Below are 25,347 nucleotides of genomic sequence, written 5' to 3' on the forward strand. Positions count from 1 at the left end.
CACCAATGGACTTGGCGCATCCGTCCCAAGGCTATCCACAGGCTTTTCAACGCAAAATGTGAACGAGTGGCGAAGGGGTGGGCGATTCTATGCGTTTGGCATTGAATCTCCGCGCTTTCTAGCCAGTGCAATCGACAAACACGCCTGTATCGTGGCGTTTGCCTGTTTTTTAGGCAAGTGACAAAAGTCCTTTTCCACCAATGGGCTTAGCGCATCTGTCCAAGGGCTATCCACAGCCTTTTCAACGCGAACTGTGAGAATGCCGTACGGCCCGGGATCTGTGCGATGCCGAGAGACTGTCAGATTTGTCAGTTATGTCATGAAGGCCTTCGCGTTAGCCTTACGGCGTCGCTATCGGCGGTGTGTTTCCGGGGAGTGAGAGTGTGCGGTTTTTCACCAGCAAGCCGGGGTGAGCGACTTTGTATCGCAAGACGACGAACAACCCATTGAGGCTTTTCATGCGAACGTTGTTGCTGGTGTCGATACTCTGCAGCGCATTCTTGCCTGGCGCGCATGCGGCCATGGACGACTGCGGGAAGGAGGTGTACTTCGCTCGCGAGGATATGCTTAATGAATTGCCGCTGGCGCGACCGGCGCCCGAGTTCATGAAGCGTCTCCGTGCCGCCGGGAATGGAAACGCGGCCGAGCAGCGCAACCTGGCGGCGAGTTACGAGAGTGGCTATCTCGTCAGTTCCTGCAAGGAGAAAGCCGTTCGCTGGTACCGCCAGGCCGCCAGGAATGGCGATGAACAGGCGCAGCGCTGGGTGGCGCAGTTCGAGGCACTGGAGAAACTGGCTCAGGGGCCGGAGTGCAGCGATTATCTGTGCGATGCGTCGGCGGGTGACGACGGGCCTCGGGTGATGACCTTGCGATCCGGTCGGTACGGGCACTTTTTCGCCGACCTCACCATCAACGGCGTGACGGCGCGTGATGCCGTGATCGACACCGGGGCATCCGACGTCGCCATCAGCACGGCGACCGCCGGACTCATGGGAATTTCGCTTCAGGGGACCGAGACGCGCGCTAGTACGGCCAACGGGGTTGTCGCCGGGATCACCAAGATCGTGCCGCAGCTCCGCGTCGGGCAGATCACGCTGAAGGGTGTGCGCGTGACGATCCTGCCCAATCTGGGCAGGCCGCTGGTCGGCATGAGCTTTCTCGGGCGGCTGAAGATGAGCGCCGCCTACGGCCAGATGGTCCTGTCGAGATAGGTCGGTGCGGCGGATCCGGAGCGGCGGCGCCAGCTCAGGTTTCGTCGTTCCAGAGATCGTCGAGGGCGCGGGCGGCCTTGGCGAAACGCGCGAACTTGCGATCGTAGACAGGCTTCTTGCTGGCGTCGGGCCGCAGTCTTTCCTTGACCGTGACCATCTGCCGCGCCGCGTCGGCGAGGTCGCGACAATGGCCGGTGGCAACCGCGGCCGTCATGGCGCAGCCAAGGGCGCCGAGTTCGGCGGCGTCGACGATCTCGACCGGCAATCCGATGACATCGGCGAACATCTGCGCCCAGGTGCGATTGGCGGCGGCGCCACCGGCAAGCCGGATGGCCTCCGGTGGTGTCGTGCGGTTGGCGAGCAGGCGTTCGATATGAACGCGGTGCGAGAAGACGATGCCTTCCAGCACCGCGCGGATCAGTTGCGGGCGTGTGTGTGCGCTGTCGAGTCCGATGAAGGCGGCTTTGGCCTGCGGGTTGTCGTTCGAGCCGTAGAGGAAGGGCAGGAAGAGGATCGACTGGGCGTCATGGGCGACCGTCGCGGCCATCTCCTCGGCCAGCGCGTGCAGGCTGATACCGCGCGCGGCCGCTTGCGCGCGCTCCGGGTCGAGGAAGAGCGTCGAAAACCAGTCGTAGTTGCTGGCCGAGGTCGGGCTCGATTCCTCGATGAGATAGAGGCCGGGCAGGCAGAACAGCGAATTCATCCGGATCGAGCGGTCGAGCACCGGCTGGCGCGACACGTATTCGTTGATGCCCCAGGTGCCGGCGATGACGCAGAGATAACGCTCGTCGACGACGTCCATGGCCACCGCGCAGGCGTCGATGTCGAACATGCCGCCGGCGACCGGCGTGCCTTCGCGTAGTCCGGTGAGCGCTGCGACCGTCGCCGTGACGCGTCCGCAGAGTTCGGTCGAGCCGCGCAACGGCGGCAGCTTGTCGCCGATGTCGGCAATGCCAAATGCATCAAGAACGCTCGGGTCGAAAACGGCGCGGCGCAGGTCCATCAGGCTGGTGCCGGAGGCGTCGGTGATCTCCGAGTACGCGTCGCCGGTGAGCCGGAAGCGGATGTAGTCCTTGACGGCGAAGACCCAGCGTGTGCGTGCGAGCACCTCCGGACGGTGGTCCTGGAACCAGCGCCAGAGCGCGACCGGTTGGCAGGCCAGCGGCGTCTGCAGCGTCCGCTCGAAGACCCGGTCGGCGGTGCCGTCCTGTTGCCACTGCCGGGCGTAGGCCCAGGCGCGGCCGTCGGTCGACACGATGCCGTCGGCGGCCGGTGCGTCGTCCTTGCCCCAAAGGTAGAGGCCCTTGCCGTGTCCGGTGCAGGCGATGCCGCGAATCGCTTCGACAGGGACCTTGGCCGCGGCGACCGTGTCGCGGATGACGGCGACGTTGGCCTGCCACAGCGCTTCCATGTCGCGTTCGGTGAATCCCGGCTGCGGTCTTTGCATCGGCACGCGCGCCGATGCGCTGGCGACGGCCTGGCCGTGCGCATTGAATAGAACGGCCTTGGTCAGCGTGCCGCCATTGTCGATGCCGAGAAAATAGGTGTCCATGCGCGATATCCTGGGGCGGTGAGTGCGGGCGCGGGCGGGGACGGCAATCGGCGCCCGGATTCCCGGCCGTCATGGCCATGACGCGATTATAGCCAAGGCAGGGCGGACGATCGGCGCCTTCTGTTATACTTTTTCCATCAACGATTCTCATTTGCCAATATCATGCCCATCAAATACCAAACCGTGCCGGTGACTCCGTTCGAGCAGAACTGTTCGATCCTTTGGTGCAGTGAAACGATGAAGGCAGCCATCGTCGATCCGGGTGGCAACATCAACCGCATCCTGGCGGCGATCGAGAAGAACGGGCTGACGCCCGAGCGCATTCTCGTCACGCATGGACATATCGATCATGCCGGTGGCGTCGCCGAATTGTCGGAGAAGCTCTCGGTGCCGGTCGAAGGGCCGCAACGCGAGGATGCGTTCTGGATCGAAGGGATGCCAGCGCAGAGCAAGCTCTACGGCTTTCCCGGCGTGCGCGCGTTTATCCCGGATCGCTGGCTGGAGCAGGACGATGTCGTGCGCTTCGGCAATGTCGAATTGAAAGTGCTGCATTGTCCCGGACACACGCCGGGGCACGTGGCCTTCTTCAACGAGCCCGGGCGTCTGCTGCTGGTCGGCGATGTGCTGTTCAAGGGCTCGATCGGGCGCACCGATTTTCCCAAGGGCGACTTCGATACGCTGATTGCGTCGATTCACGACAAGCTCTGGCCGCTCGGCGACGATGTCGCCTTCATTTCCGGCCACGGCCCGATGTCGACGATCGGCTATGAGCGGCGCCACAATCCCTTCTGCGGCGGCTGATGCGCCGTTCGGCGAGGCGCGCACCTACCAGTTGCTGATCCGGGTGGCGCGTCCGCTGACGGTGACGGTCGGTCGCTTCGGCACCTTCGATTTTCCCGCCGGGTGGTATGTCTATACCGGCAGCGCCAAACGCAATCTCGAGGCACGCGTGCGCCGGCATCTGTCGGCGCATAAGACGCTGCGTTGGCATATCGATTATCTGCTGGCGCAGCCGGGCGTGGCTGTCCGCGAGGTCCGGCGCTTTGCCGAGCCGGAGTGTGCGCTCAATCAGCGCCAGACGGGCGACATCCTGATTCCCGGTTTTGGCGCCAGCGATTGCCGCGCCGGTTGCGGCAGTCACCTGAAGCGCCTGCCGTCGCGTCTGTCGTTTAGAGCCTATTTCGGTAGGGATCGTGGGCCGCGCCGTTTCGTTGCGGGATGTAGCGCAAGGCGTGGGCGATGAAGTGGAGTTATTCTCCACGAATCGGCCACAACGTAGCGATACGCCCGCAACGAAACGGCCCTCCGGGTTGCCGATACGGGCGGCGTCTGCGGCGTTGCTCCGCTTGCGCATGGAACAACCATGCGCTGCGCCTCGCGCCTTGCATCCATCCGCCCGTATCGACAACGCGACCCGCGAGCCCTACCGAAATAGACTCCTAGTTGCTGTCGATGTTGATGCGGGCCGCCCAGTGCAGCGCCAGCACCTGGGCGGCGGCATGCGTGTCGGGGGAAATGTCGAGTTCGTCGAGCAGCAGCGAGGCGCGGCCGAACTGGCCCTTTTCGGTGTGGGCGACGATCGACAGCAATTTGCCGAGTATGCCGCCGTTCTCCGGGTCGGCGAGCGCGGCGACGACTTCTTCCTGTAGCGGCAGTTCCTTGAGGATTTCCGGCATCGGCATGTTGAGCAACACGTCGAGCAGCGAGAACAGCCCGGTCATGAAGGCGTTGTCGCAGCGTTCGGCGGTGCCCGAGGGCGAATTGATCGACTTGCACAGGAGTTCGATCAGACGTCCGCGGGTGGCGGCAAGTTGCATCAGCGGATTCGGGTGGTTGCCCTCGGCCAGGTTGTTGGCATAGATCAGCAGTTGCAGCCAGCGCTGCAACTGGCGTCGCCCGAGAATGGCGATCGCCTGCGAGAAGTTGCTGATGCGCGTGCGGGCGCCGACGGCGACCGAGTTGACGAGCCGCAGCAGGTTGTACGAGAGCTTCGGTTCTTCGCGGAAGATCGATTCGATCTCGCGCGTGTCGCCGTCGTGTTCGACGATGCTGAGCAGCTTGAGCAGTTTCAGGCGGGCGAGATCGGGCTGGCGGCCGCCGGCCGGGTTGCGCTCGGCGAGGAAGCCGCAATGGCTGGCGGCAAAGTCGTGCGCGCTGATCCAGCCGTACATCTCGTGGGTGGTGACCTCGGTCGCGATCTTGCGGAACCCGAGGTCGGAAAAATACCCGCTACCGCTCGTCGTCAGTTCATCGCGGGCCAACGCGGCCGTCATGGCAACGTGGTCGAAGGAGAGCCGCGGCACGCGCCGCACCATGTCCTTGTCGGCGATGGTGATGCCGATATGATAACCGTCGGCGAGCAGGGCCTTGCTGGTCGCCAGCACTTTCTCGTCGTCGAGGGCTGCCGGCGGCAGCATGAAGATCGCCTGGTTCGGCTTGAGCGCTTCGCGTAGTTCCGCTTGCTCCAGCCAGGCGGGCTTGCTGGCGATAATCAGCGGATGGACTGAAGCGAGCGAGCCGGCGTTGGCTTCGCGCAGACAACGGACGATGTCCTGGCTGCCGAGCTTTTCCTCGAGGCGTGTGCCGAGATCGAACGCGACCCAGCCATGGGCGGCGGATACGAGCGGGCGGAAGAAGAAGTATGTCAAACGCATTAGTGTGCGCGATCGGCGTGATAACTGGTTCGGGCTATTTTAGCTTGAGTGTGTTGATTTTACGGGCGCAGGCGCCGGAATCCGTCCTTTTTGCGCGCGGCTGTTGCTTTTCTGGTGCATTGTCCGCGAATGACGATGGATTCGACGCGTCAGGGCTGGCTGCTTTTTAGGTTTTTTCCGTTTTTCTCAATTCGTCGCGAAGTTCCCGGCGCAGGATTTTGCCGATCGGCGTTTTTGGCAGTGCGTCGCGGAATTCGATCTGACGCGGCAGTTTGTAGGCGGTCAGTTGAGTGCGGCAGTAGGCGAGCAGGACTTCGGCAGTCAGCGTCGGGTCCTTGCGCACGACCAGCAGACGCACCGCTTCGCCCGAGTGTTCGTTGGGCACCCCGATCGCCGCGCACTCGGCGACGCCCGGATGCGCCATGGCGATGCTTTCGATCTCGTTGGGATACACGTTGAAGCCGGAGACGAGGATCATGTCCTTTTTACGGTCGGTGATGCGGACATAGCCGTGATGGTCCATGTAGCCGATGTCGCCGGTCTTGAGCCAGCCGTCCTGCAGGGTGCGGGCGGTTTCCTCGGGGTTGTTCCAGTAGCCCTTCATCACTTGCGGTCCGCGCACGCAGATTTCGCCGGTGCAGGCGTCGATATCCGACTGCCCGTCCCAGAGTGGCAATTCCTCGAAAGCTTCGTTGCGGATGCTGACCAGTGTCGACGATACCGGCAAGCCGATGGTGCCGTCCCAGGGCGCGCCGAGGGGCACGCAGCAGACGCCGGGCGAGGTTTCGGTGAGGCCGTAGGCTTCAGTGACGTAGGCGCCGGTGACTTCGCGCCAGCGCTCGGCGACCGGCTTCTGCACGGCCGCGCCGCCGCCGACGACGACCTTGAGCGAGGAAAAATCGAGCGTGTCGAAGCCGGGTGTGTGCAGCAGTCCGTTGAACAGCGTATTGACGCCGGTCATGACGCTGAACTTCCAGCGCCGGAGTTCGCGAACGAAGCCGGGCAGGTCGCGCGGATTGGTGATCAGCACGTTGAGGCTGCCCCACTTCATGAAGCCGAGCGTCGAGGTCAGGCAGAAGATGTGATACATCGGCAGCGGCGAGATCACCACTTCCTGCGCCTCGCGGAAGCTGACGGAGATCCACTTGTTGATCTGCTCGAGGTTGGCGAGCAGGTTGGCATGCGTGAGCATGGCGCCCTTGGAAATGCCGGTGGTGCCGCCGGTGTATTGGAGGAATGCAATGTCGTCGTGGTGGCTGCGGACCGGCGTGAACGGCCGCGCGCTGCCGTGTGCGAGCGCCTGGCGCAGCGGCACGGCGCCGGGGATGCGCCAGGACGGCACCATCTTGCGCACATGCTTGACGGCGGCATTGAGCAGCCAGCGCTTCGGCGTCGAGAGCATGTCGCCGATCTGTGAGGTGACGACGTGTTCGACGGCGGTATTGGCGAGCACCTTCTGCAGTGTCGCGGCGAAGTTTTCGAGGACGACGATGGCTTTGGCGCCGGAGTCGCGCAACTGCGCTTCGAGTTCGCGGGCGGTAAACAGCGGGTTGATGTTCACGACGGTGAGGCCGGCGCGCAGGATGCCGAAGAGCACGACCGGGTATTGCAGCAGGTTCGGCATCATCACGGCGACGCGGTCGCCCTTGTCGAGCGTGCCGAGTGTCTGCAGATAGCTGGCGAATTGTTGCGACAGCGCGTCGAGACCGGCGAAACTCATGCGTTTGCCGAAATTGGAGAACGCCGGCTTGTCGGCGTACTTGCGGATCGTCTCATCGAAGAAATCGAGGACGGAGCCGTAGCCGGAGATGTCTATGTCGGCTGGGATGTTGGCCGGGTAGCTTTGCAGCCAGACGCGTTCTGTCATGTCGTTTTTATCGCGGAGAAAGCGTTTGAATTTCCCGATCTTGCCGCGTTGCGAGTGTTAAATCGTGCGAAGATTAGCCAAAATCCTCGGGCGCTGCAAACGCTTTTTGCATGCGCCGGAATTTCGACAACTCCCTGATTTCTCCGCAATAATGACGATCAAGTACTGGCGCGCGGCGCTGCGCGCCTTGTCTGAAAGCGATCCGGTCATGGCCGGCATCATCCGCAGCCATCCGGGCAGCGTTCTCGTTTCGCGCGGCGACCCCTTCGGGACGCTGGCGCGTTCGATCGTCGGCCAGCAGATTTCGGTGCGCGCCGCCGACAGCGTCTGGTCGCGACTCGCTGCGGCCATGCCCGAGGTGACGCCGGCGGCGGTACTGGCGCTCGACAGCGAGGCACTGCGCGCCTGCGGCCTGTCGGCACGCAAGACCGAGTACCTGAGCGATCTCGCGCGGCACTTCGCCGACGGCACGATCGAGGTCGAACAGTGGGCAACGATGGACGACGCGGCGCTGATCGCAGCACTGACCGCCGTGCGCGGGATCGGCGTGTGGACGGCCGAGATGTTCCTGATCTTCAACCAGATGCGTCCCGACGTCTTTCCGCTCGACGATCTCGGCCTGCAGAAGGCGGTGGCGCTGCATTATTGTGCCGGTGAGCGTCCGACGCGACGGCAGTTGATTGCCTTTGGCGAACGCTGGCGGCCCTGGCGTTCGGTTGCCACGTGGTACCTGTGGCGCAGCCTCGATCCGGTGCCGGTAGCCTATTGAGCGTCGCGCGCGCCGGTGTGCGTACAATGCCGTATCTCCTTCATTCCCCCATGAACTTCTGATGGCCTCTTCCCGCGATTCCACCGCCTGCATCGACGCGGCGCTTGTCGAGGCGCTGGCGCCGGACCTCGCGCAGGCGCCGCGTCTGTGCGTCGCGCTTTCCGGCGGGCGCGACTCCATCGTGCTCCTGCATGCGCTCAGCCGCCTCGTTGCCGCCGGGCAACTGGCCGCCGAACTGACGGCGCTGCATGTGCATCACGGCTTGAGCGACAACGCCGAGGCCTGGGTCGCGTTCTGCGCGGCCCGCTGCGACGAGCTCGGCGTGCCGCTGCGGGTCGCGCGCGTCGAAGTGCGGCGCGATAGCGGCGAGGGGATCGAGGGGGCGGCACGGCGCGCCCGCCATGCGGTGTTCGCGGCGACGCAGACCGACTGGCTGGCGCTGGCGCACCATCGCGACGACCAGGCCGAAACCGTGCTGCTCAACCTGCTGCGCGGGGCCGGCGTCGCCGGCGCCGCCGGGATGCCGCGCGCACGCAGGGTCGCCGGCGGTCCGGCGCTGGTTCGACCCTTGCTCGATGTGCCGCGGCGGGCGATCGAGCGCTATGCCGATGCGCACGCCTTGCGCTGGATCGAAGACGAGAGCAATGCCAACCGGCACTTCCGGCGCAATTTCCTGCGCCATGAGGTGCTGCCCCTGCTGGAAACGGCTTTTTCCGGCGCGCGCCAGTCGCTGGCCCGGGCTGCCGATCACTTCGGCGAGGCGACGCAGTTGCTCGACGAATTGGCCGGGCAGGACGCGGCGGCGATACGGCAGCCCTCCGGGCGCCTCGGGCTGACGGCCTTCAAGCGCTTGCCGCCGGCGAACGCGCGCAATGTGCTGCGCCACGCCTTGCGGGCCGCGGGTTTCCGTGCACCGGCAGCGCGCTGGCTCGAAGAAGCCTGTCGCCAGTTGGCGGCGACCGAAGCCGCGTCGGAAACCTGTGTGACGACGCCCGATGGTGCCTTGCAGGTGTATCGCGGCGAGCTCTATTTCGTTGCCCATACGCCGCCGGCGCCGGCGGCGCCTTTGCTCTGGGCCGGCGAGACGGAAGTGGCGTGGGCGGGTGGTCGCGTGCGTTTCGAGCGGGTTCGCGGGGCCGGCATCCGCGCTGCGGCGCTGGCTGGCGGCGCGATCGAACTGCGCGCTCGCCAGGGCGGCGAGCGTTTCCGTCCGCAGGCCGGACGTCCCCGCCGCAATTTGCGCAATCTGCTGCAGGAGGCGGCGCTGCCGCCGTGGGAGCGCGCCCGCCTGCCGCTTGGCTGGAGCGGCGATCGCCTGGTCTGGGTCGGCGGCTTCGGTGCTGATGCTGATTGCATGGCCGCCACCGACGAGACGGGTCTGCTGCCGGTCTGGTTGCCGGAGGGCTAGGGCGGCAACGTCCTTGCAGCCGTTGCTGCGACGCTGCGGTTCATTGGCGTCGCGACCTTCCTGTCGTTCCTACCATTCGACCAGCGAGATGCCGGCGCCGAACATCGTTTGCCGGTGGTTGTAATCGATCATGCTTTCGCCATAACCCGAGAAGACCGAGAGGTGCGCCTTGAGATGGCCCGAGATCGGGATTGCCCAGTCGAACTTGACCGATCCGCGCGAGTTCTCGCCGAAGCGCAGCGAATGGCGGCCCTGCAGCGACAGTACATGCTCGCCGAGCCGTTGTGCGACGATCACCTCGGCGCGACCGACGTAGTTCTCGATGCCGGGGTTGTTGTCGTCGACGGCCTGTTCCTTGATGCGTATCCAGGGGCGGATCTGCAGGCTCGTGTCGCCGCGCTCGGCGCCGACGTAGCCGACGATCCGGTTCCAACTGCGCGAGAGCGGATTGGCGCGTCCGTTCGACTGGTGGTTGATGCCGATGCCGGCCATGCGCCAGTCCCAACCGGCGAAGGACGACGAGGTCGGGAACATCAGCATGGCTTCCGGTTCGTAGTTCGTCTCGCGGAACGGGCGCGAGATGCCGCCGCTATAGACCTGCCAACGCGAGCTTTGCGTATAGCCGACCCAGAGGTTGCCGCGGCTGCCCAAAATGTTCTCCCAGACCTTGGTCTTGAAGCTCAGCTGGAACTGCGATTCGTTCGACAGCAGGCCGGGTAGTGGGCTGTTCACCGAGTTGATCGGGTTGGCCGACTGCGGCTGCCGGTTGATGTCGTTGGTATGGGTGCCGAGCAGGATGTAGACCGGCTTGTACTTGCGGATCTCGAAGGGCGAATGTTCATTGGCCGGCGAGAGGTCCCAGTCCTCGCTCATTTTCGAAATGCTGGCGGCGACCGGTGGCTTGAGGTCGGCGGTGCGCTCGGGCACCGGTGCCGCGTTCGGCGTCGCCACGACGGTTGCCGGCGCGCGGAACTGGCGGTCGTAGCAGGCGAGGCGTTGCGCGTCGTCGGCGATGGCCGGGCAGTCGGTGCCTTCGGCGCGGCTGGTCGAGGCGCTTGCGGCGACGGCGAGGCCGGACAGGGCGAGGAGGAGTTTGTTGGACATGACGTTGAAGACCTGATCAATGGGCGCCGAATCGAGGGGAGGGGGCTACGGTCGCTGCGGGACTTAGTCGTTCCAGAGCCAGGCCGCGCCACGCACGCCCGAGGAGTCGCCGTGGCGGGCGCGGACCAGCCGGGTGCGGACTTCGTCGGAGAAGACGTAAGGATCCCAGCGTTGCGGCGTCTCGGCGTAGAGGGCCTCGACATTCGACAGGCCGCCGCCCAGCACGATGACGTCGGGGTCGAGCACGTTGATGACGGTGGCGAGCGCCCGCGCGAGGCGTTCGATGTAGCGGTCAAGCGTGGCGATGCAGCCGGCGTCGCCGCCGATCGCGCCGGCGACGATCGCTTCCGGCGCCAGCACCTGGCCGGTGACGCGCGTGTGATCCTTGGCGAGCCCGGGACCCGACAGATAGGTTTCGATGCAGCCGGCGCGGCCGCAATAGCACTCGGGCAGCGGTTGGTCGAGCGCTTGCGGCCAGGGCAGGGGATTGTGGCCCCACTCGCCGGCGATCGCGTTGGCGCCGCGCAGCACCTGTTGGCGGACGACGATGCCGCCGCCGACGCCGGTGCCGAGGATGACGCCGAAGACGAGTTCGGCCCCGGCGGCGGCGCCGTCGGTCGCTTCGGAAAGCGCGAAGCAGTTGGCGTCGTTACTCAGGCGCACCGGGCGCCCGAGGCCTTGTTCGAGGTCGTGGCGCAGCGGCTGGCCGATCAGCCAGGTCGAGTTGGCGTTCTTGATGTTGCCGGTGAGCGTCGATTCAGCACCGGGAATGCCGAGTCCGACCGTCCCGGTCGTGGCCGTTTTCGTTTCGAGTGCGTGCACCAGCGAGACGATCGCTGCGAGCGTGTCGGGGTAGCTGCCGCGTGGCGTCGGGATGCGGATGCGGGCGAGTTCCTCGCCGTCGGGGGCGAGTGCGATACCTTCGATCTTGGTGCCGCCGAGGTCAATGCCGATGCTTGTCATTGTCGTGAGTGGGGTGTTCGGTTGTGATGCTATTGGAATTAGTCGGCGCTGATCACGCAATTGCGTCCGTTGCGTTTGGCTTCGTACATGGCGAGGTCGGCGCGGTTGAGCAGCGAGTCGTAGCTGTCGCCGGGACGGCATTGGGCGATGCCGAGGCTGGCCGTGACGCGCAATCCCGAGGGCGAAAGTTCTTCGAGCATTTCGAGCAGCTTTTCGCCTTGTCGGGTGGCGGCGAAAGTGTCGCAGTCCTTCAGCACGAGCATGAATTCCTCACCACCGATGCGGGCGGCGACGGCGTTTTCATCAAGGCTCTCCGTCAGTGCGCTGGCGACGGCGACGAGCACCATGTCGCCCATGGCGTGACCGTGCGCATCGTTGATGCGCTTGAAATGGTCGATGTCGAGGACGGCCAGGCAGAGCGGCCGGCCGCTGGCGTGCGCGGCCTTGATCAGGCTTTGCGTATGTTCGTTGATGTAATAGCGGTTGTAGAGCGAGGTCAGGCGGTCACGCATTGCCATGTCATAAAGCGTCTGCTGCTGTTCCTCGAGGAAATCGAGGGCCTGGCGCCACTGGATCAGGTTGCCGACGCGCACCTGCAGTTCTTCGGCGACGACCGGTTTGGCGACGAAGTCGTTGGCGCCGGAGCGCAGCATCTCGATGCGTCGCGCCGTGTCGTCGAAGCTGGAGATGGCGAGCAGCGGAATCTTGCCGGCGCGTCCCGGCAGCGCCCGGATCTGCCGGATGACGGCGAGCCCGGTCATGCTCCCTTCGAGCACGTAGTCGATCAGCGCGAGGTCGCAGCGATCCTGGCCGATCAGGGCGAGCGCCGCTTCGCCGCTGGCGGCATGCGCGGTGCTCAGGCCGAAGCCGTCGAGCAGGCGTTCGAAATGTGCCGCCTGCATCGCGCTGTCCTCGACGACGAGAACACGGCCGCGCAGCTTCGACGTGGCTGTTGTCGCCCAGTGGGTGACGAAGTCTTCGAAGACCGCCGGCTCATTCTTGGAAAAGCATTCGGTGACGCCGAGCGCCAGCGCTTGGGCACCGATGCCTTCCTGCGATCCGGTCAGGAGTACCGAGGGGTGTTGGCCGATCAGGTCGTTGGCCTTGGCATGCGCATAGAACTCGAGTCCGGTCATGTCGGGTAACTGCATGGCGAAGCAGAGGAAGTCGACCGGCGCGCGGGCCAGTTCGTCGAGCGCTTTGCTGGCCGTGGTGACGCCGATGGCGCGGACATTATTCTTGGCGAAGAGCGCGGCGAAGACGTTGCGGATCATGCGCGAGGGATCGACGATCAAGGCTCTCATGGCGGCTCCTGACGAGGTCAAAGGGCGGGTGTCGCGCGGGCCATTGTGTCGCGTTCTGCGGCCGAGGTCCAGCCAAGCGTCGCGAGGACGCCGGCGAAATCGTCGGCGAGCGGGGCGCTGAGCGTCAGCGACGCGCCGGTCAGCGGATGCTGCAGACGCATTTCGCTGCAGGCGAGCAGCAGACGCCGACAGTCGAAACGCTCGGCGAAGAAACGGTTGTGCCGGCCCTTGCCGTAGGTGGCGTCGCCGATGATCGGGTGGGCAATATGCTTGAGGTGGCGTCGGATCTGGTGGCGTCGGCCGGTCTCCGGTTTGAGTTCGAGCAGCGCATAACGGCTCGTCGGGTAGCGGTCGACGGCGACCGGCAGTTCGACGGCGGCCAGTCGGCGATAGTGCGTGACCGCCTCCTGCGGCGGGGTGTCCGGCGCATCCGCCCGGAATTCGTAGTCGTCATACTGGCGCGTCAGCGCATGGTCGATGCAGCCCGCCTCGGGTGGGTGGCCGCGGACGACGGCGAGATAGGTCTTGTCGATCCGCTGCGTTTCGAAAGCGGCACCGACCGTGGCGGCAGTCGCCGGATCGAGGGCGAAGAGCAGCACGCCGGAGGTGCCGCGGTCGAGGCGGTGCGTCGGATAGACGCGCTGCCCGATCTGGTCGCGCACGATCTGCAGCGCAAAACGTGTTTCGTGGCGGTCGAGCATGCTGCGGTGCACGAGCAGGCCCGAGGGCTTGTGCACGGCGATCAGTGCCGCGTCGCGGTAGAGCACCGGCAGCGTTTCGCTCATGCCGGCGTGGCGTCCGCAGCGTGTTCCGGAAAGTCGCCGTCGACGTAGAACCAGCGACCGTCTTCGCGCACGAAGCGGCTGATTTCATGCAGTCGCTGCGCGCGTCCGCCGATCTTGTAACGGGCGACGAATTCGACGATGGCGCGGTCGGTGGCGGGCGTCTCATGACGACGTACCTGGAGGCCGAGCCAGCGTGCCGTGTCGGCGGCGAGATCGAGTGATGCCGGTCGGGTACTGGCGTGCCAGGTGGCGAGCAGGTACGGTTCGAGGCGCAGGACGTAGGCGCTGTAGCGCGAACGCATCAGCGCCTCGGCCGTCGGTGCCGCCGCGCCGCCATGATAGCGGCCGCAGCAGTCGGCATAGCGCTTTGTCGTGCCGCAGGGACAGCCGTCGGGCGTGGCTTTCGGCTTAATGCTTCATTCCTCCGTGCATCATGCCCTCGGCATGAATCGGGCGCGCCGGCGCCTCGATGCGGAGCTGCGTCCCGTCGTCGAAGCGCAGCGTGATTGGCACGCTATCGCCGGCCTTGAGCGCCTGCTTCATGCCGATCAGCATGACGTGGTAGCTGCCCGGCTTGAGTTCGGTGCTGCCGCCGGCGGGAATCGGGATGGCCGGCACGGCGCGCATCTTCATCATGCCGTTTTCATTGATGTGGGTGTGCAGTTCGACGGTCTCGGCAGCGGGGCTGTCGGCGCGGACCAATTGGCGTGCGCTGCTGCCGTCGTTGTCGATGCGCATGAAGGCGCCGGTGGCGGCGGCGCCGGGCGGCGGCAGCCGCAGGTAGGGGGCGTCGACGCGCAGCGCGGCGGGGTCGGCCGCCAGGGAACAGGTCGTCGCGAGTGCCAGCAGGGCACCGATGAGTGGCTTGCGCATGAGGCTCCTCAGGGCTTGAGCAAAGCCCGGATTTTATCAACGATCACCTCGGGCGGCGTGCCGTGCGCCAGACGGGCGGCGAGGCGGCCGTCGGGAGCGACGAGGTAGGTGAAGGAGGAGTGGTCGACCGGATACGGGCCGCTGCCGTCGCCTTTCTGTTTCATGTAGCGTACGTCATAGAGGGCGGCGGTGCGGGCGATCTCCTCGGGCGTGCCACGCAGTCCGGTGATGGACGGGTGGAAGTAGGGGACGTAGACCTTGAGCACGTCGAGCGTGTCGCGTTCGGGATCGACGGTGATGAACAGGCCTTTGACGCGTTCGAGTTCGGCCGGCGTGAGTTGCGCGAAGGCCTGGGCAAGGCCGACGAGGGCGGTCGGGCAGACGTCGGGGCAGAAGGTGTAGCCGAAGTAGAGGGCGACGACCTTGCCGCGGAAATCGGCGAGGGCGACCGGGCCGTCGGCGCTGTCGAGCCGGAAGTTGCCGCCGCGCGGCAGGTCGGCGGAGGTCGGCGCGGTCGGCGAGGCGGCGCTGTCGGGCATCGGTTGCCAGAAGAAGGCGAGCCAGACGAGGAGTGCGGCAAGGGCGAGCGTCAGGGCGAGCCAGAACGGGCGTTGGGTCATTGCGGCCCCCTGGCGGCAACGTCGAAGTGGAAGGGGATGGCGAGCGTGCCGCCGCGCCGCGTCAGGCGCACGGTGGCGGCCCAGGTCATGGCGCCGGTGGTGCAGATCGGCAGCATCGCCTGGCCGTCGAATTGGCGGCCGTCGCCGGCGAGCGGAGCGCGTTGCTCGCCCATGTCCATGTGCACGCCGGTGAAGACGACCTCGACGCGTTCGGCCGGCGTCTCGTCGAGCGTGACATGAAGTTGCAGGGGGACAAGCGGGCGCACCGGATTTGGCGTCATCGACAAGGTCATGCGACTGCCGTCGGGCAGTGTCGTCGCGCAGCGTTCTGCCGCCGGGTCGCAGCGCTGTGGCGTCAGCGCCTGGTCGCCGTTGCCGGGTCGCGAGGCGGCGAATTTGAAGGCGATCACGCCGCTGCAGGCCACTGCCAACAGCAGCGCCAGTGCAGGCAGGCGGTGTTTGCGAAGCGGGGTGAAGCGATCGGAATCCATGCTTTGGGTATAAAAATTAGCTTTATTTTGGCGAAAACAACCCGATAATAACAGGGTGGTCGGCTTTCATAGCGCCGACCGAACCTTCTGTGAGGAATCGACCGGTAATGATGACGGATGTGCTCGACGAGCGTCTCGGGGCGCGTTTGCTGAACGAGTGGCAGCAGGATTTTCCCTTGTGCCCAGCGCCTTTCGCCGAATTGGCGAGCAAACTCGGGGTGGCCGAAACGGCTGTGTTGCGCATGCTCGAACGCCTGCGGCGCGAGGGGCGCATCGCCCGCGTCGGCGCGGTGTTCGCGCCCAAACGCATCGGCGCCAGTTCGCTGGCGGCGATGGCGGTGCCGGCGGACAAGCTGGCGCGGGTGACCGAGGCGGTCAATCGCTTCCCCGAGGTCAATCAGAACTATGTCCGGCAGCATTTCTACAATTTCTGGTTCGTCGTCACCGCCGGCTCGCCGGGGCGCCTGCAGGCCGCGCTCGGCGCGATCGAACAGGCGGCGGGCCTGCCCGTGTTGCGCCTGCCGATGGTGAGCGAATACCGGCGCGACGACGATCGCCGCCGCAGCGTCTCTGCCGACACTGATGGTGTGCTCGCCGCCGGTCTCGACGAGATTGGCCGGCGATTGGTCATGGCCTTGCAGGAAGGGCTGCCGTTCTTCATCCGGCCCTTCTCGGTACTGGCCAGCCGGGTCGGTTGCGAAGAGCGCGAGGTGATCGAGCGTATCCGTCGCTGGTCCGACGAGGGCGCGATCAAGCGCTTCGGCGTCGTCGTCCGGCGTCGCGCCAGCGATCGCGAGGTCAAGGCGCTGCTGGTGATGGATGTGCCCGATGCCGAGGTTGGCAGCGTCAGTCGCCGGCTGCTCGACGAAACCGGTGTCATTCTTGTCGACGAACGCGAGCGTGCCCTGCCGGCATGGCCGTACAACCTGTTTTGCACAGTTGGCGCGCCGTCCGAGGCGGCCTTGATCGAGCGTCTCGACGCCTTGCGGGGCCTGCCGGCACTGTCCGGATTCGTCCGCGAAGTCCTGCTCCACGCGCCGGAAGCGCCGGCGGCCTGATTCCCGCGTTCGTTCGCGAAGGTTTTCCGGCAGCCCCGTCGGGGACTGCCGGTGTCTCAGGTCGTGCGCCGCCGATTAGCCGGCAGCGACGCGCCCGGCGATGTGGGCGAGCGCTTCCTCGACCTGGTCGATGAGGACCAGGCAGAGATCGCCGGGCTTGAGCTCGGCGAGCGCCGTGTCGATGGCCGTGAATTCGCCGCGAATCTCGCAGACGTCCTTGGCGCGGCGCGTCTTTTCAAGGCCCTGGCGCAGCAGCGCCAGGACTTCGCCGTCGGCGCGTCCGCGCTGGCACTGATCCTGGTAGAGCACGACGCGGTCGAAGGCGTCGCCGAGGATTTCCGTTTGCTGGCGGATGTCCTCGTCGCGCCGGTCGCCGGCGCCGCTGATGACGACGGTGCGGCGTCCCGAGGATTTTTCCGGCATGCTGTCGATCGCGTTGACCAGCGCCTGGACGGCATCGGGATTGTGGCCGTAGTCGGCGATCAGCGTCGCGCCGCGGTAGTCGAAGAGGTTGAAGCGGCCCGGCGCACTGGCGGCGTCATTGACGAAGCCGGCGAGTCCGGTGCGGATGATGTCCCAGTCGAGGTTGAGCGCCCAGCCGGCGGCGGCCGAGGCCATCGCGTTCTCGATCTGGAAGCCGATGCTGCCGTTGGCTGTCACCGGGATGTCGGCGAGTTTCAGGCGCTCTTTGAAGTCGCCCTGTTCGGCGACGATCGCGTCGCCGTCGGTATAGACGATGCGCTGGCCCTGGGCGCGGTGCATGGCCATGACCGGATGGCTGCGGTCGCGGGCAAAGAAGATGACCTTGCCGGGGCAGGCCGGCGCCATGCGCACGACCATCGGATCGGCGGCGTTGAGGACGGCGTAGCCGGTATCGGGTTTGACGTTCTGGACGATGACGCGCTTGACCACCGACAGGTCCTCGACCGTACTGATGTAGGAGAGGCCGAGGTGGTCGCCGCTGCCGATATTGGTGACGACGGCGACATCGCAGCGATCGAAGCCGAGGCCTTCGCGCAGCACGCCGCCGCGCGCCGTTTCGAGGACGGCGGCATCGACGTCGGGATGGAAGAGGACGTTGCGCGCGCTCTTCGGGCCGCTGCAGTCGCCGGTGTCGATGCGCTTGCCCTGGATGTAGACGCCGTCGGTGCTGGTCATGCCGACGCGCAGGCCCTTGCTGCCGAGGACGCTGGCGATCAGGCGCACGGTCGTGGTCTTGCCGTTGGTGCCGGCGACGGCGACCAGCGGGATGCGGGCGTCATCGCCATCGGCGAACATCGTCGAGATGATCGCCTCGCCGACGGCGCGGCCCTTGCCGAAGGACGGCGTCAGGTGCATGCGCAGGCCCGGCGCGGCGTTGAGTTCGACGATGCCGCCGCCCTGCTCTTCGAGTGGGCGCAGCACGTTGTTGCAGACGATGTCGACGCCGGCGATGTCGAGGCCGACCATCTGGGCGGCGGCGACGGCGCGTGCGGCGAAGTCGGGGTGGACGTCGTCGGTGACGTCGGTGGCGGTGCCGCCGGTCGACAGGTTGGCGTTGTTGCGCAGGATGACGCGCTGGCCCTTGGTCGGGATCGATTCGGCCGTCAGTCCGTCCTGGGCAAGGCGCGCCAGGGCGATGTCGTCGAAGCGGATCTTGGTCAGCGAGGTGGCGTGACCTTCGCCGCGGCGCGGGTCGGCATTGACCAGCTCGACCAGTTGGCGGACGGTGTGCACGCCGTCACCGATGACGGTCGGCGGTTCGCGCCGGGCGGCGGCGACGAGCCGGCTGCCGACGACGAGAATGCGGTGGTCATGGCCGGGCAGGAAGCGCTCGACGAGGACGTCGTCGCTGATCTTGTAGGCGGCGGCGTAGGCGGTTTCGACCTGGGCACGCGTCGTCAGGTTGACGGTGACGCCCTTGCCCTGGTTGCCGTCCTGCGGCTTGACGACGACAGGTACGCCGGTTTCGATGCCGATTTCGCAGGCGGCCGCCCAGGCGTCGTCGACGTCCTTGACCGGGCGTCCGGTCGGCACCGGCACGCCGGCCGTCTGCAGCAGCCGTTTGGTCAGTTCCTTGTCCTGGGCGATGGCTTCGGCGACGGCGCTGGTGCGGTCGGTTTCGGCCGCCTGGATGCGCCGCTGCTTGCTGCCCCAGCCGAACTGGACGAGGCTGCCGCCGGTCAGGCGGCGGTAGGGAATGTTGCGGGCGACGGCGGCATAGACGATCGAACCGGTGCTCGGCCCGAGGCGGATGTCTTCGTCGATGTCACGCAATTGCTTGAGCGCGCCTTCGAGGTCGAAGGGCGTGTCGTCGAGCGCTGACTGGCACAGCTGCTGCGCCAGCTTGAAGGCATGCCGGCCGACGTCTTCTTCGCTGTATTCGACGACGACCTGATACACGCCGGTCTCGATGGTCTGCGCCGTGCGGCTGAAAGTGACCGGGCAGCCGGCTTGCGCCTGCAGTCCGAGCGTGGCGAATTCGAGGGCATGGGCAAGCGAGACCGGGCTCGTCGCGTCGGTCGTCTGCAGCATCGCGAGTTCGGGAAAGCGTTCGCGCAGACGTGCTTCGAAGCCGGCCAGATGGGCGATGTTGCGTTCGTCTTCGCTGCAGGAAACGATCGCTTCGATGGAGGTATGTCGGCTCCAGAGGTTCGGGCCGCGCAATGCCCTGATGCGGGAAACTTCCATAGTATGTTTTCCAGTGGCGTCAGGCGCTCAGGCCTGCGTTGAGTCAGCGGGAATAAAAGTGGTGATGCCGGTACGGATCAGGTCCGGCGGCAGATCGAGCGCCCAGGCGGCGGCAACGGCAGCGAGCAGGTTGTCGACGGCGTGGGCCGGCGTGCCGGCGGCGAGCATCGGCACATCCCCGGTCTGCACCAGCGACTGCTCGTTCATGCCGTGGGCGAGGATCACCCAGCCGTGGCGGACGAAGACGCAGCGGCCATTCTTCTTGCGGTGCTCGCCGAGCAGTTCGAGTTCCGGGTTGCGTCCGAAGAACAGGACCTCGCCGTCGGAGAGGTCGGCCATTTCGGCGACACGCGGGTCGTCGGCGTTGAGAATGGCGGCGCCGCTGTCCAGAACGACGTCGACCTGCGTGCGCATGACCTTGAAGACCTGGTCGAGATCATGGACGTCCCAGGCCTGGAGGCCGGTGGCGTCGTTGAGGTTGGTGACGATGCCGATCTGGCAACGGTCGTAGGCGAGACCGTTTTCGAGGATGCCGGCGACGCCGTTCTCGAAGACGGCGGCATCGACGGCGCGCGACATCAGCATCTGGTGGGCCGCCGTCCAGTTGGCGCAGTCCTTGCGGTCGAGCTGGCGGCGGCCGAGATAGAGACCGTCGCTGCAGGCGAGGCCGACGTTCTTGCCGGCGAGCAGCAGCAGGTGGCGGACGAGATGGGCGACGGCGGTCTTGCCCTGCGAGCCGGTGACGCCGACGAGCGGGATGCGGCTCATGGCGGCGTCGGGGAAGAGGTGGGCGACGATCGCCTCGCCGACCGGACGCGGCTTGCCGACGCCGGGCTTGAGGTGCATCAGCAGGCCGGGGCCGGCGTTCACCTCGACGATGGCGCCGCCCTGTTCGGCGAGCGGACGCGAGATGTCGTCGGCGACCATGTCGATGCCGGCGATGTCGAGGCCGACGATGCGCGCCGCCAGTTCGGCGATGGCGGCGGTGTCGGGATGGACGTCGTCGGTGACGTCGAATTCGTGGTTGGCGTTACGCTGGATCAGGACTTCGCGACCGGCCGCCGGGATCGAGTCCGGCGTCAGCTGCTGGCGTTGCAGTTCGATGCGCGCCGCCGAATCCATGCGGATCAGGTTGAGCGGGTGGTTCTCGCTGGTACCGCGGCGCGGGTCGTTGTTGATCTGGCTGGCGACGAGTTCGACGACCGTCGATTGGCCGTCGCCGGTGACCTTGACCATGTCGCCGCGACAGGCGGCGACGAGCTTGCCGCCGATCACCAGCAGGCGATGTTCGGTGCCCGAGATCGAACGCTCGACGAGTACGCCGCTGCCTTCGTCCTTGGCGACCATGTAGGCCTTTTCGACGTCCTCGCGGGTTTTCAGGTCGATGAAGACGCCGCGCCCGTGGTTGCCGTCGAGCGGTTTGACGCAGACCGGCAGGCCGACGTCTTCGGCGGCTTCCCAGGCGTCTTCGGGGCTATCGACTTCGCGGCCTTCGGGGACCGGGACGCCGCAGTTGCTGAGCAGCGCCTTGGTCAGGTCCTTGTCGCGCGAGATGCCTTCGGCGATGGCGCTGGTCTGGTCGGTTTCGGCCGTCCAGATGCGGCGCATCGCGGCGCCGTAGCCGATCTGCACGAGGTTGCCGGTTTCGAGCAGGCGGATCGTCGGGATGCCGCGGTCGTCGGCGGCCTTGACGATGCTCGCCGTCGACGGGCCGAGGCAGAGCGAATCGACGAGGTCGGCGATGCGTTCGACCGCCGCGTCGACGTCGAAGGGCCGGTCTTCCATGGCCGCCATGATCAGGTCGCGCGCTTCGTGGATCGCCGTGTGCGTCACCTGTTCCTGCCAGGCGGTGACGACGACCTTGTAGACGCCGCGCTTGGAGGTCTCGCGCGCCCGGCCGAAGCCGCCGGGCAGGCCGGCGAGGTTCTGCAGTTCGAGCGTGACGTGTTCGAGAATGTGGGCCGGCCAGGTGCCTTCCTCGACGCGGCGCAGGAAGCCGCCGCGTTCCTCGTAGCTGCAACGGTGCTCGATCAGCGAGGGCAGCATTGCCTTGAGGCGGTCGTAGTAGCCGGGGATGGTGTTCGACGGACAGTCTTCGAGGTCGCCGATGTCGACGATGGCTTCGAGGGCCGGTTGATAGGTCCAGGTGTTGGGACCGTTCAGGAGGCGGAATTCAAGAAACTTGATGTCTTTTGTCGTCATGGGGTCGATGGCTATACGGAGGTCTGTCCAATGATGGGGCACACTCGGGGCTGTTGGCAATAACGCGGGAGCATGCGGGCGGATGACAAGCGGATTATAGAAAACGATCGAGGATCTTGCGGCTGTGCGCGTCGAGCGCGTTGCGGTCGCGGATCAGGTAGTGGATGCCGTGGCTGTCGGCGATCATCAGCGCCGGCGGTGCGAGGCGGCGGATATCTTCTTCGCCCTTGAGGATGAAGTCGGTGCGGCCGTGGTCGGTCTCGACCGTCCACACGCAGGGCGTGGCGTAGCCTGAGACGGCGACGATCTGCGCGATCACCGGCATGAATTCGCGGCTCGCCAGTTCTTCGGCGAGCAACGTCCGCCACGCCTCGGGAACGTCGTCGAGGCGGTCGATCCAGGCCAGTTCGTGACCGTAGGGATCGACCAGTGCGAAACCGGCGTCGGCGGCCGAGATCGGGAAGGCACGCACCAGCGCGACGCCTTCGCAGACGGCGCCGTCGGCGGCGGTGAACACCAGGCGCCCGAAGGCGTTGCGATGCAGTCGATAGTCGGGTGCGGCGCTCATGCGCGATCTTCCTCCTTGTCGGCGTTGCCGGCGCGGCTGTCGCCCGGGCCGCTGCCTTCCTCGTTCTGGACCTGTGCCTGGTAGAGGCGGTAGTAGTGGCCTTCGCAGGCCATCAGTTCGTCATGATTGCCGGTCTCGACGATGCGGCCGCGGTCGAGCACGATCAGCCGGTTGGCGTCGCGCAGCGTCGACAGGCGGTGGGCGATGGCGATCGTCGTGCGGCCGCGCACGAGGTTGTCGAGCGCCTTCTGGATTTCCTTCTCGGTCGTCGTGTCGACCGACGAGGTGGCTTCATCGAGGATCAGGATCTTCGGGTCGATCAGCAGCGCGCGGGCGATCGAGATGCGCTGGCGCTCGCCGCCCGACAGTGCCTGGCCGCGTTCGCCGACGAGCGAGTCGTAGCCGTGCGGCAGGCGCAGGATGAATTCATGGGCGTGGGCGGCGCGGGCGGCGGCGACGATTTCCGCGCGCGTCGCGTCGGGCTTGCCGTAGGCGATGTTCTCGGCGATCGTGCCGAAGAACAGGAAGGGCTCCTGCAGCACCAGGCCGATATGCTTGCGGTATTCGGCGACCGGGACCGAGCGGACGTCGACGCCGTCGATCAGGATGGCGCCTTCGGTGACGTCGTAGAAGCGGCAGATCAGGTTCACGAGCGTGCTCTTGCCCGAGCCGGAGTGGCCGACGAGGCCGATCATTTCGCCCGGTTCGATGCTCAGGCAAATGTCGCGGGTGACGCTGCGGGTGCCGTAGCGGAAGCCGACGTCGCGCAGTTCGATGCGGCCGGTGACGGCCGGCAGGTGCACCGGCGTGACGGGTTCCGGCACGCTCGAGACGTGGTCGAGCACGTCGAAGATGCGCTTGGCGCCGGCGGCGGCTTTCTGCGTCACCGAGACGATGCGGCTCATCGAGTCGAGGCGCAGGTAGAAGCGGCCGATATAGGCGAGGAAGGCGGTGAGCACACCGACGGTGATCGTGTCCTGCGAGATCTGCCAGATGCCGAAGGCCCAGACGACGAGCAGGCCGGTTTCGGTGAGCAGCGTGACGGTCGGGCCGAACACCGACCAGACCTTGTTCACGCGGTCATTGACTTCGAGGTTGTGCTGGTTGGCGGCGCGGAAGCGGGCGGCTTCGCGGTTTTCCTGGGCGAAGGCCTTGACGACGCGGATGCCGGGGATGGTGTCGGCGAGGACGTTGGTGACTTCCGCCCAGATGCGGTCGACGCGCTCGAAGCCGGTGCGCAGCTTCTCGCGCACGGTGTGGATCATCCAGGCGATGATCGGCAGCGGCAGCAGGGTGACGAGTGCCAGCCAGTGGTTGATCGAGACCAGGATGCAGGTGGTCATCGTGATCATCAGCACATCGGTGGCGAAGTCGAGGAAGTGCAGCGAGATGAAGATGTTGATGCGGTCGGTTTCGTTGCCGATGCGGGCGATCAGGTCGCCGGTGCGTTTGCCGCCGAAGTATTCCTGCGAGAGCTTGAGCAGGTGTTCGTAGGTGGTTGTGCGCAAGTCGGCGCCGATGCGTTCGGAGACGAGCGCGAGGATGTAGGTGCGCGCCCAGCCGAGCGCCCAGGCGAGCAGGGCGGCGCCGAACAGGCCGGAAAGATAGAGCCCGACGAGTTGAACATTGATCGGTGCGCCGTTCTGGTAAGGAATCAGCACGTTGTCCATCAACGGCATCGTCAGGTACGGCGGCACCAGCGTCGCGGCGGTCGAGGCCAGTGACAGCAGGAAACCGGCGAGCAGCCGCCAGCGGTAGGGGTGGGCGAAGCGCCAGAGCCGGAACAGCGTCCAGGTCGAGGGCGGTTCGTTGAGTTCCTTGCTGCAGTTCGGGCAGTCGTCCTGGCCTTCGAGCAGCGGCGTCTCGCAGAGCGGGCAGAGCGCCTGGGCGGCGGCGGGCGGCAGGACACCGGTGGTGTGGAAGGCGATCTGGCGGTCGAAGTGGTCGATCAGCCGGCCGGCGGCGACATCGGCGCCGAGCGTGTAGCGCCAGACGGCGAGGCGGCCGGCATCGTCCAGGAGTTCCAGGCTGCCGACGCCGGCATGATCGTGGCGCTGCAGGCGCAAGCCGGCGCGGCACGGATGGCTTTGCCAGTCGGCGTCGCCACCGGCATGGGCAAGCAAGCGCCGGTCGGTCAGTATCACGAGCCCCGGCGAAAAACGCAGGCGTGCGTCGAGATCGATCTCCAGCCAGGCGAGGACGGTCTCCTGCGCGGCGAGTTGCGCTTCGAGCCGGGGGCGCCAGGCCTCCGGCACAGGCAGCGCCGACGTTCCGGCGGGTATCGAAACGGCGGGAGAGGGCGATGCGTCGCGGTTATTCATGAGGATGTTTGCTTGTCTCGTTTCTGGACAAAGTCCGACAGTATACTCGTCTTCCCCGGACCAGTCGCATGCGTGCGGGCCGGTATAATCGCCGGGGTCGGATCGGGCCCGGCCGGGTCGGGAAAGAGGATTGAAGGCATGAACAGGATTAAACGCATGAACGGGATTTCCGTTGTCCTGGCGGGTCGGCGATGACAGACAGGCTCGATGTCGCGCCGCTGGCCTTCGGGCCGGATGGCACGCCGGTTTCGGCGGCTTATGGCGACGTCTATCATTCGACCGCCGGCGGTCCGGCGCAGGCGCGCCATGTCTTTCTCGGCGGCAACGGCCTGCCGGCACGCTGGCGCGGACGCGCGCGTTTCGGCATCGTCGAGACGGGCTTTGGCCTCGGCCTCAATTTCCTGGCGACCTGGCAGGCCTGGCGTGACGATGTCGAGGCGTGCGATGTCCTCGACTACGTGGCGTTTGAAAAGCATCCTTTCCGCGCCGAGGACCTTGGCCTGGCACAGGCGGCCTGGCCGGAATTCGCCGATCTGGCGGCCGATCTGCGCGCTGCCTGGCCGGCGCTGACGCCGGGTGAGCACCCACTGCGGTTGGCCGGCGGGCGTCTCCGTCTTGTACTGGTCTTCGGCGATGTGCGGACGATGGCGCCCGGCGTGACGGCCGCGGCCGACGCCTTCTATCTCGATGGTTTTTCACCGGCCAAAAATCCCGACATGTGGTCGCCGGAGGTGTGTGCCGAGTTGTCCCGGCTGGGCGCGCCGGGGGCGACGCTGGCGACCTGGTCGGTCGCCGGCAGCGTGCGCCGCGCCGTGCAGTCGGCCGGCTTTGCGGTCGAGAAGCGGCCGGGCTTCGCCGGCAAACGCCAGATGCTGGTCGGCGCGCTCGCTTAAGAGCCTGTTTTGGTGGGGATCGTGGGCCGCGAGC

The 25,347-nt window shown here is 66.3% G+C and carries 23 protein-coding genes; 7 read left to right on the forward strand and 16 right to left on the reverse strand.

Translation table 11 applies throughout. The features are described from left to right. Positions 1-340: 340 nt before the first annotated feature. Entirely contained in the window at positions 341-607 is a 267-nt protein-coding gene (locus BLR25_RS21370) for a hypothetical protein (RefSeq protein ID WP_176785943.1), read from the reverse strand. Here BLR25_RS21370 and BLR25_RS15985 point away from each other — a divergent pair. After that, the gene (locus tag BLR25_RS15985; RefSeq protein WP_176785944.1) at positions 606-1,211 is read left to right on the forward strand and encodes a retropepsin-like aspartic protease; all 606 of its coding nucleotides are present in this window, start codon (positions 606-608) and stop codon (positions 1,209-1,211) included. The genes BLR25_RS21370 and BLR25_RS15985 overlap by 2 nt on opposite strands. Positions 1,212-1,245: 34 nt before the next feature. Here the strand turns inward: BLR25_RS15985 and BLR25_RS15990 are convergent, their stop codons facing one another. Beyond that, positions 1,246-2,763 carry an FGGY-family carbohydrate kinase gene (locus BLR25_RS15990; RefSeq protein ID WP_091938917.1) on the reverse strand — a complete coding sequence of 506 codons (1,518 nt, stop codon included), beginning with the start codon at positions 2,761-2,763 and terminating at the stop codon, positions 1,246-1,248. A gap of 162 nt (positions 2,764-2,925) precedes the next feature. On the opposite strand from BLR25_RS15990, the gene BLR25_RS15995 reads away from it, so the two are divergent. Together BLR25_RS15995 and BLR25_RS16000 are read left to right on the forward strand one after the other, a co-directional pair. Continuing rightward, complete coding sequence (locus BLR25_RS15995; RefSeq protein WP_091938919.1) at positions 2,926-3,564, forward strand: MBL fold metallo-hydrolase; 639 nt, start codon at positions 2,926-2,928, stop codon at positions 3,562-3,564. Further along, positions 3,530-4,006, forward strand: coding sequence for a GIY-YIG nuclease family protein (locus tag BLR25_RS16000; protein ID WP_091938921.1), 477 nt, complete (start codon positions 3,530-3,532; stop codon positions 4,004-4,006). Before BLR25_RS15995 ends, BLR25_RS16000 begins: the two co-directional genes overlap by 35 nt. Before the next feature lie 196 nt (positions 4,007-4,202). Here the strand turns inward: BLR25_RS16000 and BLR25_RS16005 are convergent, their stop codons facing one another. Both BLR25_RS16005 and BLR25_RS16010 read right to left on the reverse strand, forming a co-directional pair. Next, positions 4,203-5,417 carry an EAL and HDOD domain-containing protein gene (locus BLR25_RS16005; protein ID WP_091938924.1) on the reverse strand — a complete coding sequence of 405 codons (1,215 nt, stop codon included), beginning with the start codon at positions 5,415-5,417 and terminating at the stop codon, positions 4,203-4,205. A gap of 166 nt (positions 5,418-5,583) precedes the next feature. Further along, on the reverse strand, positions 5,584-7,284 hold the full coding sequence (locus BLR25_RS16010) for an AMP-binding protein (RefSeq protein ID WP_091938925.1): 1,701 nt from the start codon (positions 7,282-7,284) through the stop codon (positions 5,584-5,586). A 151-nt stretch (positions 7,285-7,435) separates the two neighbouring features. Here BLR25_RS16010 and BLR25_RS16015 point away from each other — a divergent pair, with 151 nt between their 5' ends. Continuing rightward, positions 7,436-8,053, forward strand: a complete 618-nt coding sequence (locus tag BLR25_RS16015) for a DNA-3-methyladenine glycosylase family protein (RefSeq protein ID WP_091938928.1) — start codon at positions 7,436-7,438, stop codon at positions 8,051-8,053. Between the two features lie 61 nt (positions 8,054-8,114). Next, entirely contained in the window at positions 8,115-9,461 is a 1,347-nt protein-coding gene (tilS, locus tag BLR25_RS16020; RefSeq protein ID WP_091938930.1) for a tRNA lysidine(34) synthetase TilS, read from the forward strand. Between the two features lie 69 nt (positions 9,462-9,530). Here tilS and BLR25_RS16025 read toward each other — a convergent pair whose 3' ends face one another. The 8 genes from BLR25_RS16025 to BLR25_RS16060 form a co-directional block, all read right to left on the reverse strand. Continuing rightward, positions 9,531-10,565, reverse strand: coding sequence for a phospholipase A (locus tag BLR25_RS16025; RefSeq protein ID WP_091938932.1), 1,035 nt, complete (start codon positions 10,563-10,565; stop codon positions 9,531-9,533). 63 nt (positions 10,566-10,628) lie between these two features. Continuing rightward, positions 10,629-11,528, reverse strand: a complete 900-nt coding sequence (locus tag BLR25_RS16030; protein WP_091938934.1) for an ROK family protein — start codon at positions 11,526-11,528, stop codon at positions 10,629-10,631. 38 nt (positions 11,529-11,566) lie between these two features. After that, complete coding sequence (locus BLR25_RS16035) at positions 11,567-12,832, reverse strand: diguanylate cyclase domain-containing protein (protein WP_091938935.1); 1,266 nt, start codon at positions 12,830-12,832, stop codon at positions 11,567-11,569. Positions 12,833-12,849: 17 nt separating this feature from the next. Then, positions 12,850-13,617: a tRNA pseudouridine(65) synthase TruC gene (locus BLR25_RS16040; RefSeq protein ID WP_091938937.1), complete on the reverse strand. Its 768-nt coding sequence runs from the start codon at positions 13,615-13,617 to the stop codon at positions 12,850-12,852. Further along, positions 13,614-13,922: a YchJ family protein gene (locus BLR25_RS16045; protein WP_342718641.1), complete on the reverse strand. Its 309-nt coding sequence runs from the start codon at positions 13,920-13,922 to the stop codon at positions 13,614-13,616. The genes BLR25_RS16040 and BLR25_RS16045 overlap by 4 nt, the downstream gene beginning before the upstream one ends. 103 nt (positions 13,923-14,025) lie before the next feature. Continuing rightward, positions 14,026-14,490: a copper chaperone PCu(A)C gene (locus BLR25_RS16050; RefSeq protein ID WP_091938941.1), complete on the reverse strand. Its 465-nt coding sequence runs from the start codon at positions 14,488-14,490 to the stop codon at positions 14,026-14,028. A gap of 8 nt (positions 14,491-14,498) precedes the next feature. Further along, entirely contained in the window at positions 14,499-15,110 is a 612-nt protein-coding gene (locus BLR25_RS16055; protein WP_091938943.1) for an SCO family protein, read from the reverse strand. Beyond that, entirely contained in the window at positions 15,107-15,601 is a 495-nt protein-coding gene (locus BLR25_RS16060) for a hypothetical protein (protein ID WP_091938945.1), read from the reverse strand. Before BLR25_RS16060 ends, BLR25_RS16055 begins: the two co-directional genes overlap by 4 nt. Before the next feature lie 107 nt (positions 15,602-15,708). On the opposite strand from BLR25_RS16060, the gene BLR25_RS16065 reads away from it, so the two are divergent. Then, positions 15,709-16,659, forward strand: a complete 951-nt coding sequence (locus tag BLR25_RS16065) for an Lrp/AsnC family transcriptional regulator (RefSeq protein WP_091938946.1) — start codon at positions 15,709-15,711, stop codon at positions 16,657-16,659. Between the two features lie 75 nt (positions 16,660-16,734). Here the strand turns inward: BLR25_RS16065 and cphA are convergent, their stop codons facing one another. From cphA to BLR25_RS16085, 4 genes are all read right to left on the reverse strand, one after another. Continuing rightward, on the reverse strand, positions 16,735-19,329 hold the full coding sequence (gene cphA, locus BLR25_RS16070) for a cyanophycin synthetase (protein WP_091938948.1): 2,595 nt from the start codon (positions 19,327-19,329) through the stop codon (positions 16,735-16,737). A gap of 27 nt (positions 19,330-19,356) precedes the next feature. Next, positions 19,357-21,531, reverse strand: a complete 2,175-nt coding sequence (locus tag BLR25_RS16075; protein WP_091938950.1) for a cyanophycin synthetase — start codon at positions 21,529-21,531, stop codon at positions 19,357-19,359. A 94-nt stretch (positions 21,532-21,625) separates the two neighbouring features. Continuing rightward, positions 21,626-22,099 carry a cyanophycin metabolism-associated DUF1854 family protein gene (locus BLR25_RS16080; RefSeq protein ID WP_091938952.1) on the reverse strand — a complete coding sequence of 158 codons (474 nt, stop codon included), beginning with the start codon at positions 22,097-22,099 and terminating at the stop codon, positions 21,626-21,628. After that, on the reverse strand, positions 22,096-24,420 hold the full coding sequence (locus tag BLR25_RS16085; protein ID WP_091938954.1) for a cyanophycin metabolism-associated ABC transporter: 2,325 nt from the start codon (positions 24,418-24,420) through the stop codon (positions 22,096-22,098). The genes BLR25_RS16080 and BLR25_RS16085 overlap by 4 nt, the downstream gene beginning before the upstream one ends. A 191-nt stretch (positions 24,421-24,611) precedes the next feature. Here BLR25_RS16085 and mnmC2 point away from each other — a divergent pair, with 191 nt between their 5' ends. Beyond that, positions 24,612-25,313, forward strand: a complete 702-nt coding sequence (gene mnmC2 / locus BLR25_RS16090) for a tRNA (5-methylaminomethyl-2-thiouridine)(34)-methyltransferase MnmC2 (protein ID WP_091938956.1) — start codon at positions 24,612-24,614, stop codon at positions 25,311-25,313. Positions 25,314-25,347 lie beyond the last annotated feature (34 nt).

The sequence above is a fragment of the Propionivibrio dicarboxylicus genome (assembly GCF_900099695.1).
Classification (GTDB): Bacteria; Pseudomonadota; Gammaproteobacteria; order Burkholderiales; family Rhodocyclaceae; genus Propionivibrio; species Propionivibrio dicarboxylicus.

Bases quoted from the DNA above. Each gene is read 5' to 3' on its own strand.
- BLR25_RS16065 (WP_091938946.1), top strand. From the start codon at position 15,709: ATGATGACGGATGTGCTCGACGAGCGTCTCGGGGCGCGTTTGCTGAAC.
- BLR25_RS15985 (WP_176785944.1), top strand. From the start codon at position 606: ATGAAGCGTCTCCGTGCCGCCGGGAATGGAAACGCGGCCGAGCAGCGC.
- BLR25_RS16015 (WP_091938928.1), top strand. From the start codon at position 7,436: ATGACGATCAAGTACTGGCGCGCGGCGCTGCGCGCCTTGTCTGAAAGC.
- BLR25_RS16000 (WP_091938921.1), top strand. From the start codon at position 3,530: ATGAGCGGCGCCACAATCCCTTCTGCGGCGGCTGATGCGCCGTTCGGC.
- BLR25_RS16040 (WP_091938937.1), bottom strand. From the start codon at position 13,617: ATGAGCGAAACGCTGCCGGTGCTCTACCGCGACGCGGCACTGATCGCC.
- mnmC2 (WP_091938956.1), top strand. From the start codon at position 24,612: ATGACAGACAGGCTCGATGTCGCGCCGCTGGCCTTCGGGCCGGATGGC.
- BLR25_RS16010 (WP_091938925.1), bottom strand. From the start codon at position 7,284: ATGACAGAACGCGTCTGGCTGCAAAGCTACCCGGCCAACATCCCAGCC.
- BLR25_RS15990 (WP_091938917.1), bottom strand. From the start codon at position 2,763: ATGGACACCTATTTTCTCGGCATCGACAATGGCGGCACGCTGACCAAG.
- BLR25_RS15995 (WP_091938919.1), top strand. From the start codon at position 2,926: ATGCCCATCAAATACCAAACCGTGCCGGTGACTCCGTTCGAGCAGAAC.
- BLR25_RS16025 (WP_091938932.1), bottom strand. From the start codon at position 10,565: ATGTCCAACAAACTCCTCCTCGCCCTGTCCGGCCTCGCCGTCGCCGCA.
- BLR25_RS16035 (WP_091938935.1), bottom strand. From the start codon at position 12,832: ATGAGAGCCTTGATCGTCGATCCCTCGCGCATGATCCGCAACGTCTTC.
- cphA (WP_091938948.1), bottom strand. From the start codon at position 19,329: ATGGAAGTTTCCCGCATCAGGGCATTGCGCGGCCCGAACCTCTGGAGC.
- BLR25_RS16005 (WP_091938924.1), bottom strand. From the start codon at position 5,417: ATGCGTTTGACATACTTCTTCTTCCGCCCGCTCGTATCCGCCGCCCAT.
- BLR25_RS16075 (WP_091938950.1), bottom strand. From the start codon at position 21,531: ATGACGACAAAAGACATCAAGTTTCTTGAATTCCGCCTCCTGAACGGT.
- BLR25_RS16060 (WP_091938945.1), bottom strand. From the start codon at position 15,601: ATGGATTCCGATCGCTTCACCCCGCTTCGCAAACACCGCCTGCCTGCA.
- BLR25_RS16080 (WP_091938952.1), bottom strand. From the start codon at position 22,099: ATGAGCGCCGCACCCGACTATCGACTGCATCGCAACGCCTTCGGGCGC.
- BLR25_RS16030 (WP_091938934.1), bottom strand. From the start codon at position 11,528: ATGACAAGCATCGGCATTGACCTCGGCGGCACCAAGATCGAAGGTATC.
- tilS (WP_091938930.1), top strand. From the start codon at position 8,115: ATGGCCTCTTCCCGCGATTCCACCGCCTGCATCGACGCGGCGCTTGTC.
- BLR25_RS16050 (WP_091938941.1), bottom strand. From the start codon at position 14,490: ATGCGCAAGCCACTCATCGGTGCCCTGCTGGCACTCGCGACGACCTGT.
- BLR25_RS21370 (WP_176785943.1), bottom strand. From the start codon at position 607: ATGAACTCGGGCGCCGGTCGCGCCAGCGGCAATTCATTAAGCATATCC.
- BLR25_RS16085 (WP_091938954.1), bottom strand. From the start codon at position 24,420: ATGAATAACCGCGACGCATCGCCCTCTCCCGCCGTTTCGATACCCGCC.
- BLR25_RS16055 (WP_091938943.1), bottom strand. From the start codon at position 15,110: ATGACCCAACGCCCGTTCTGGCTCGCCCTGACGCTCGCCCTTGCCGCA.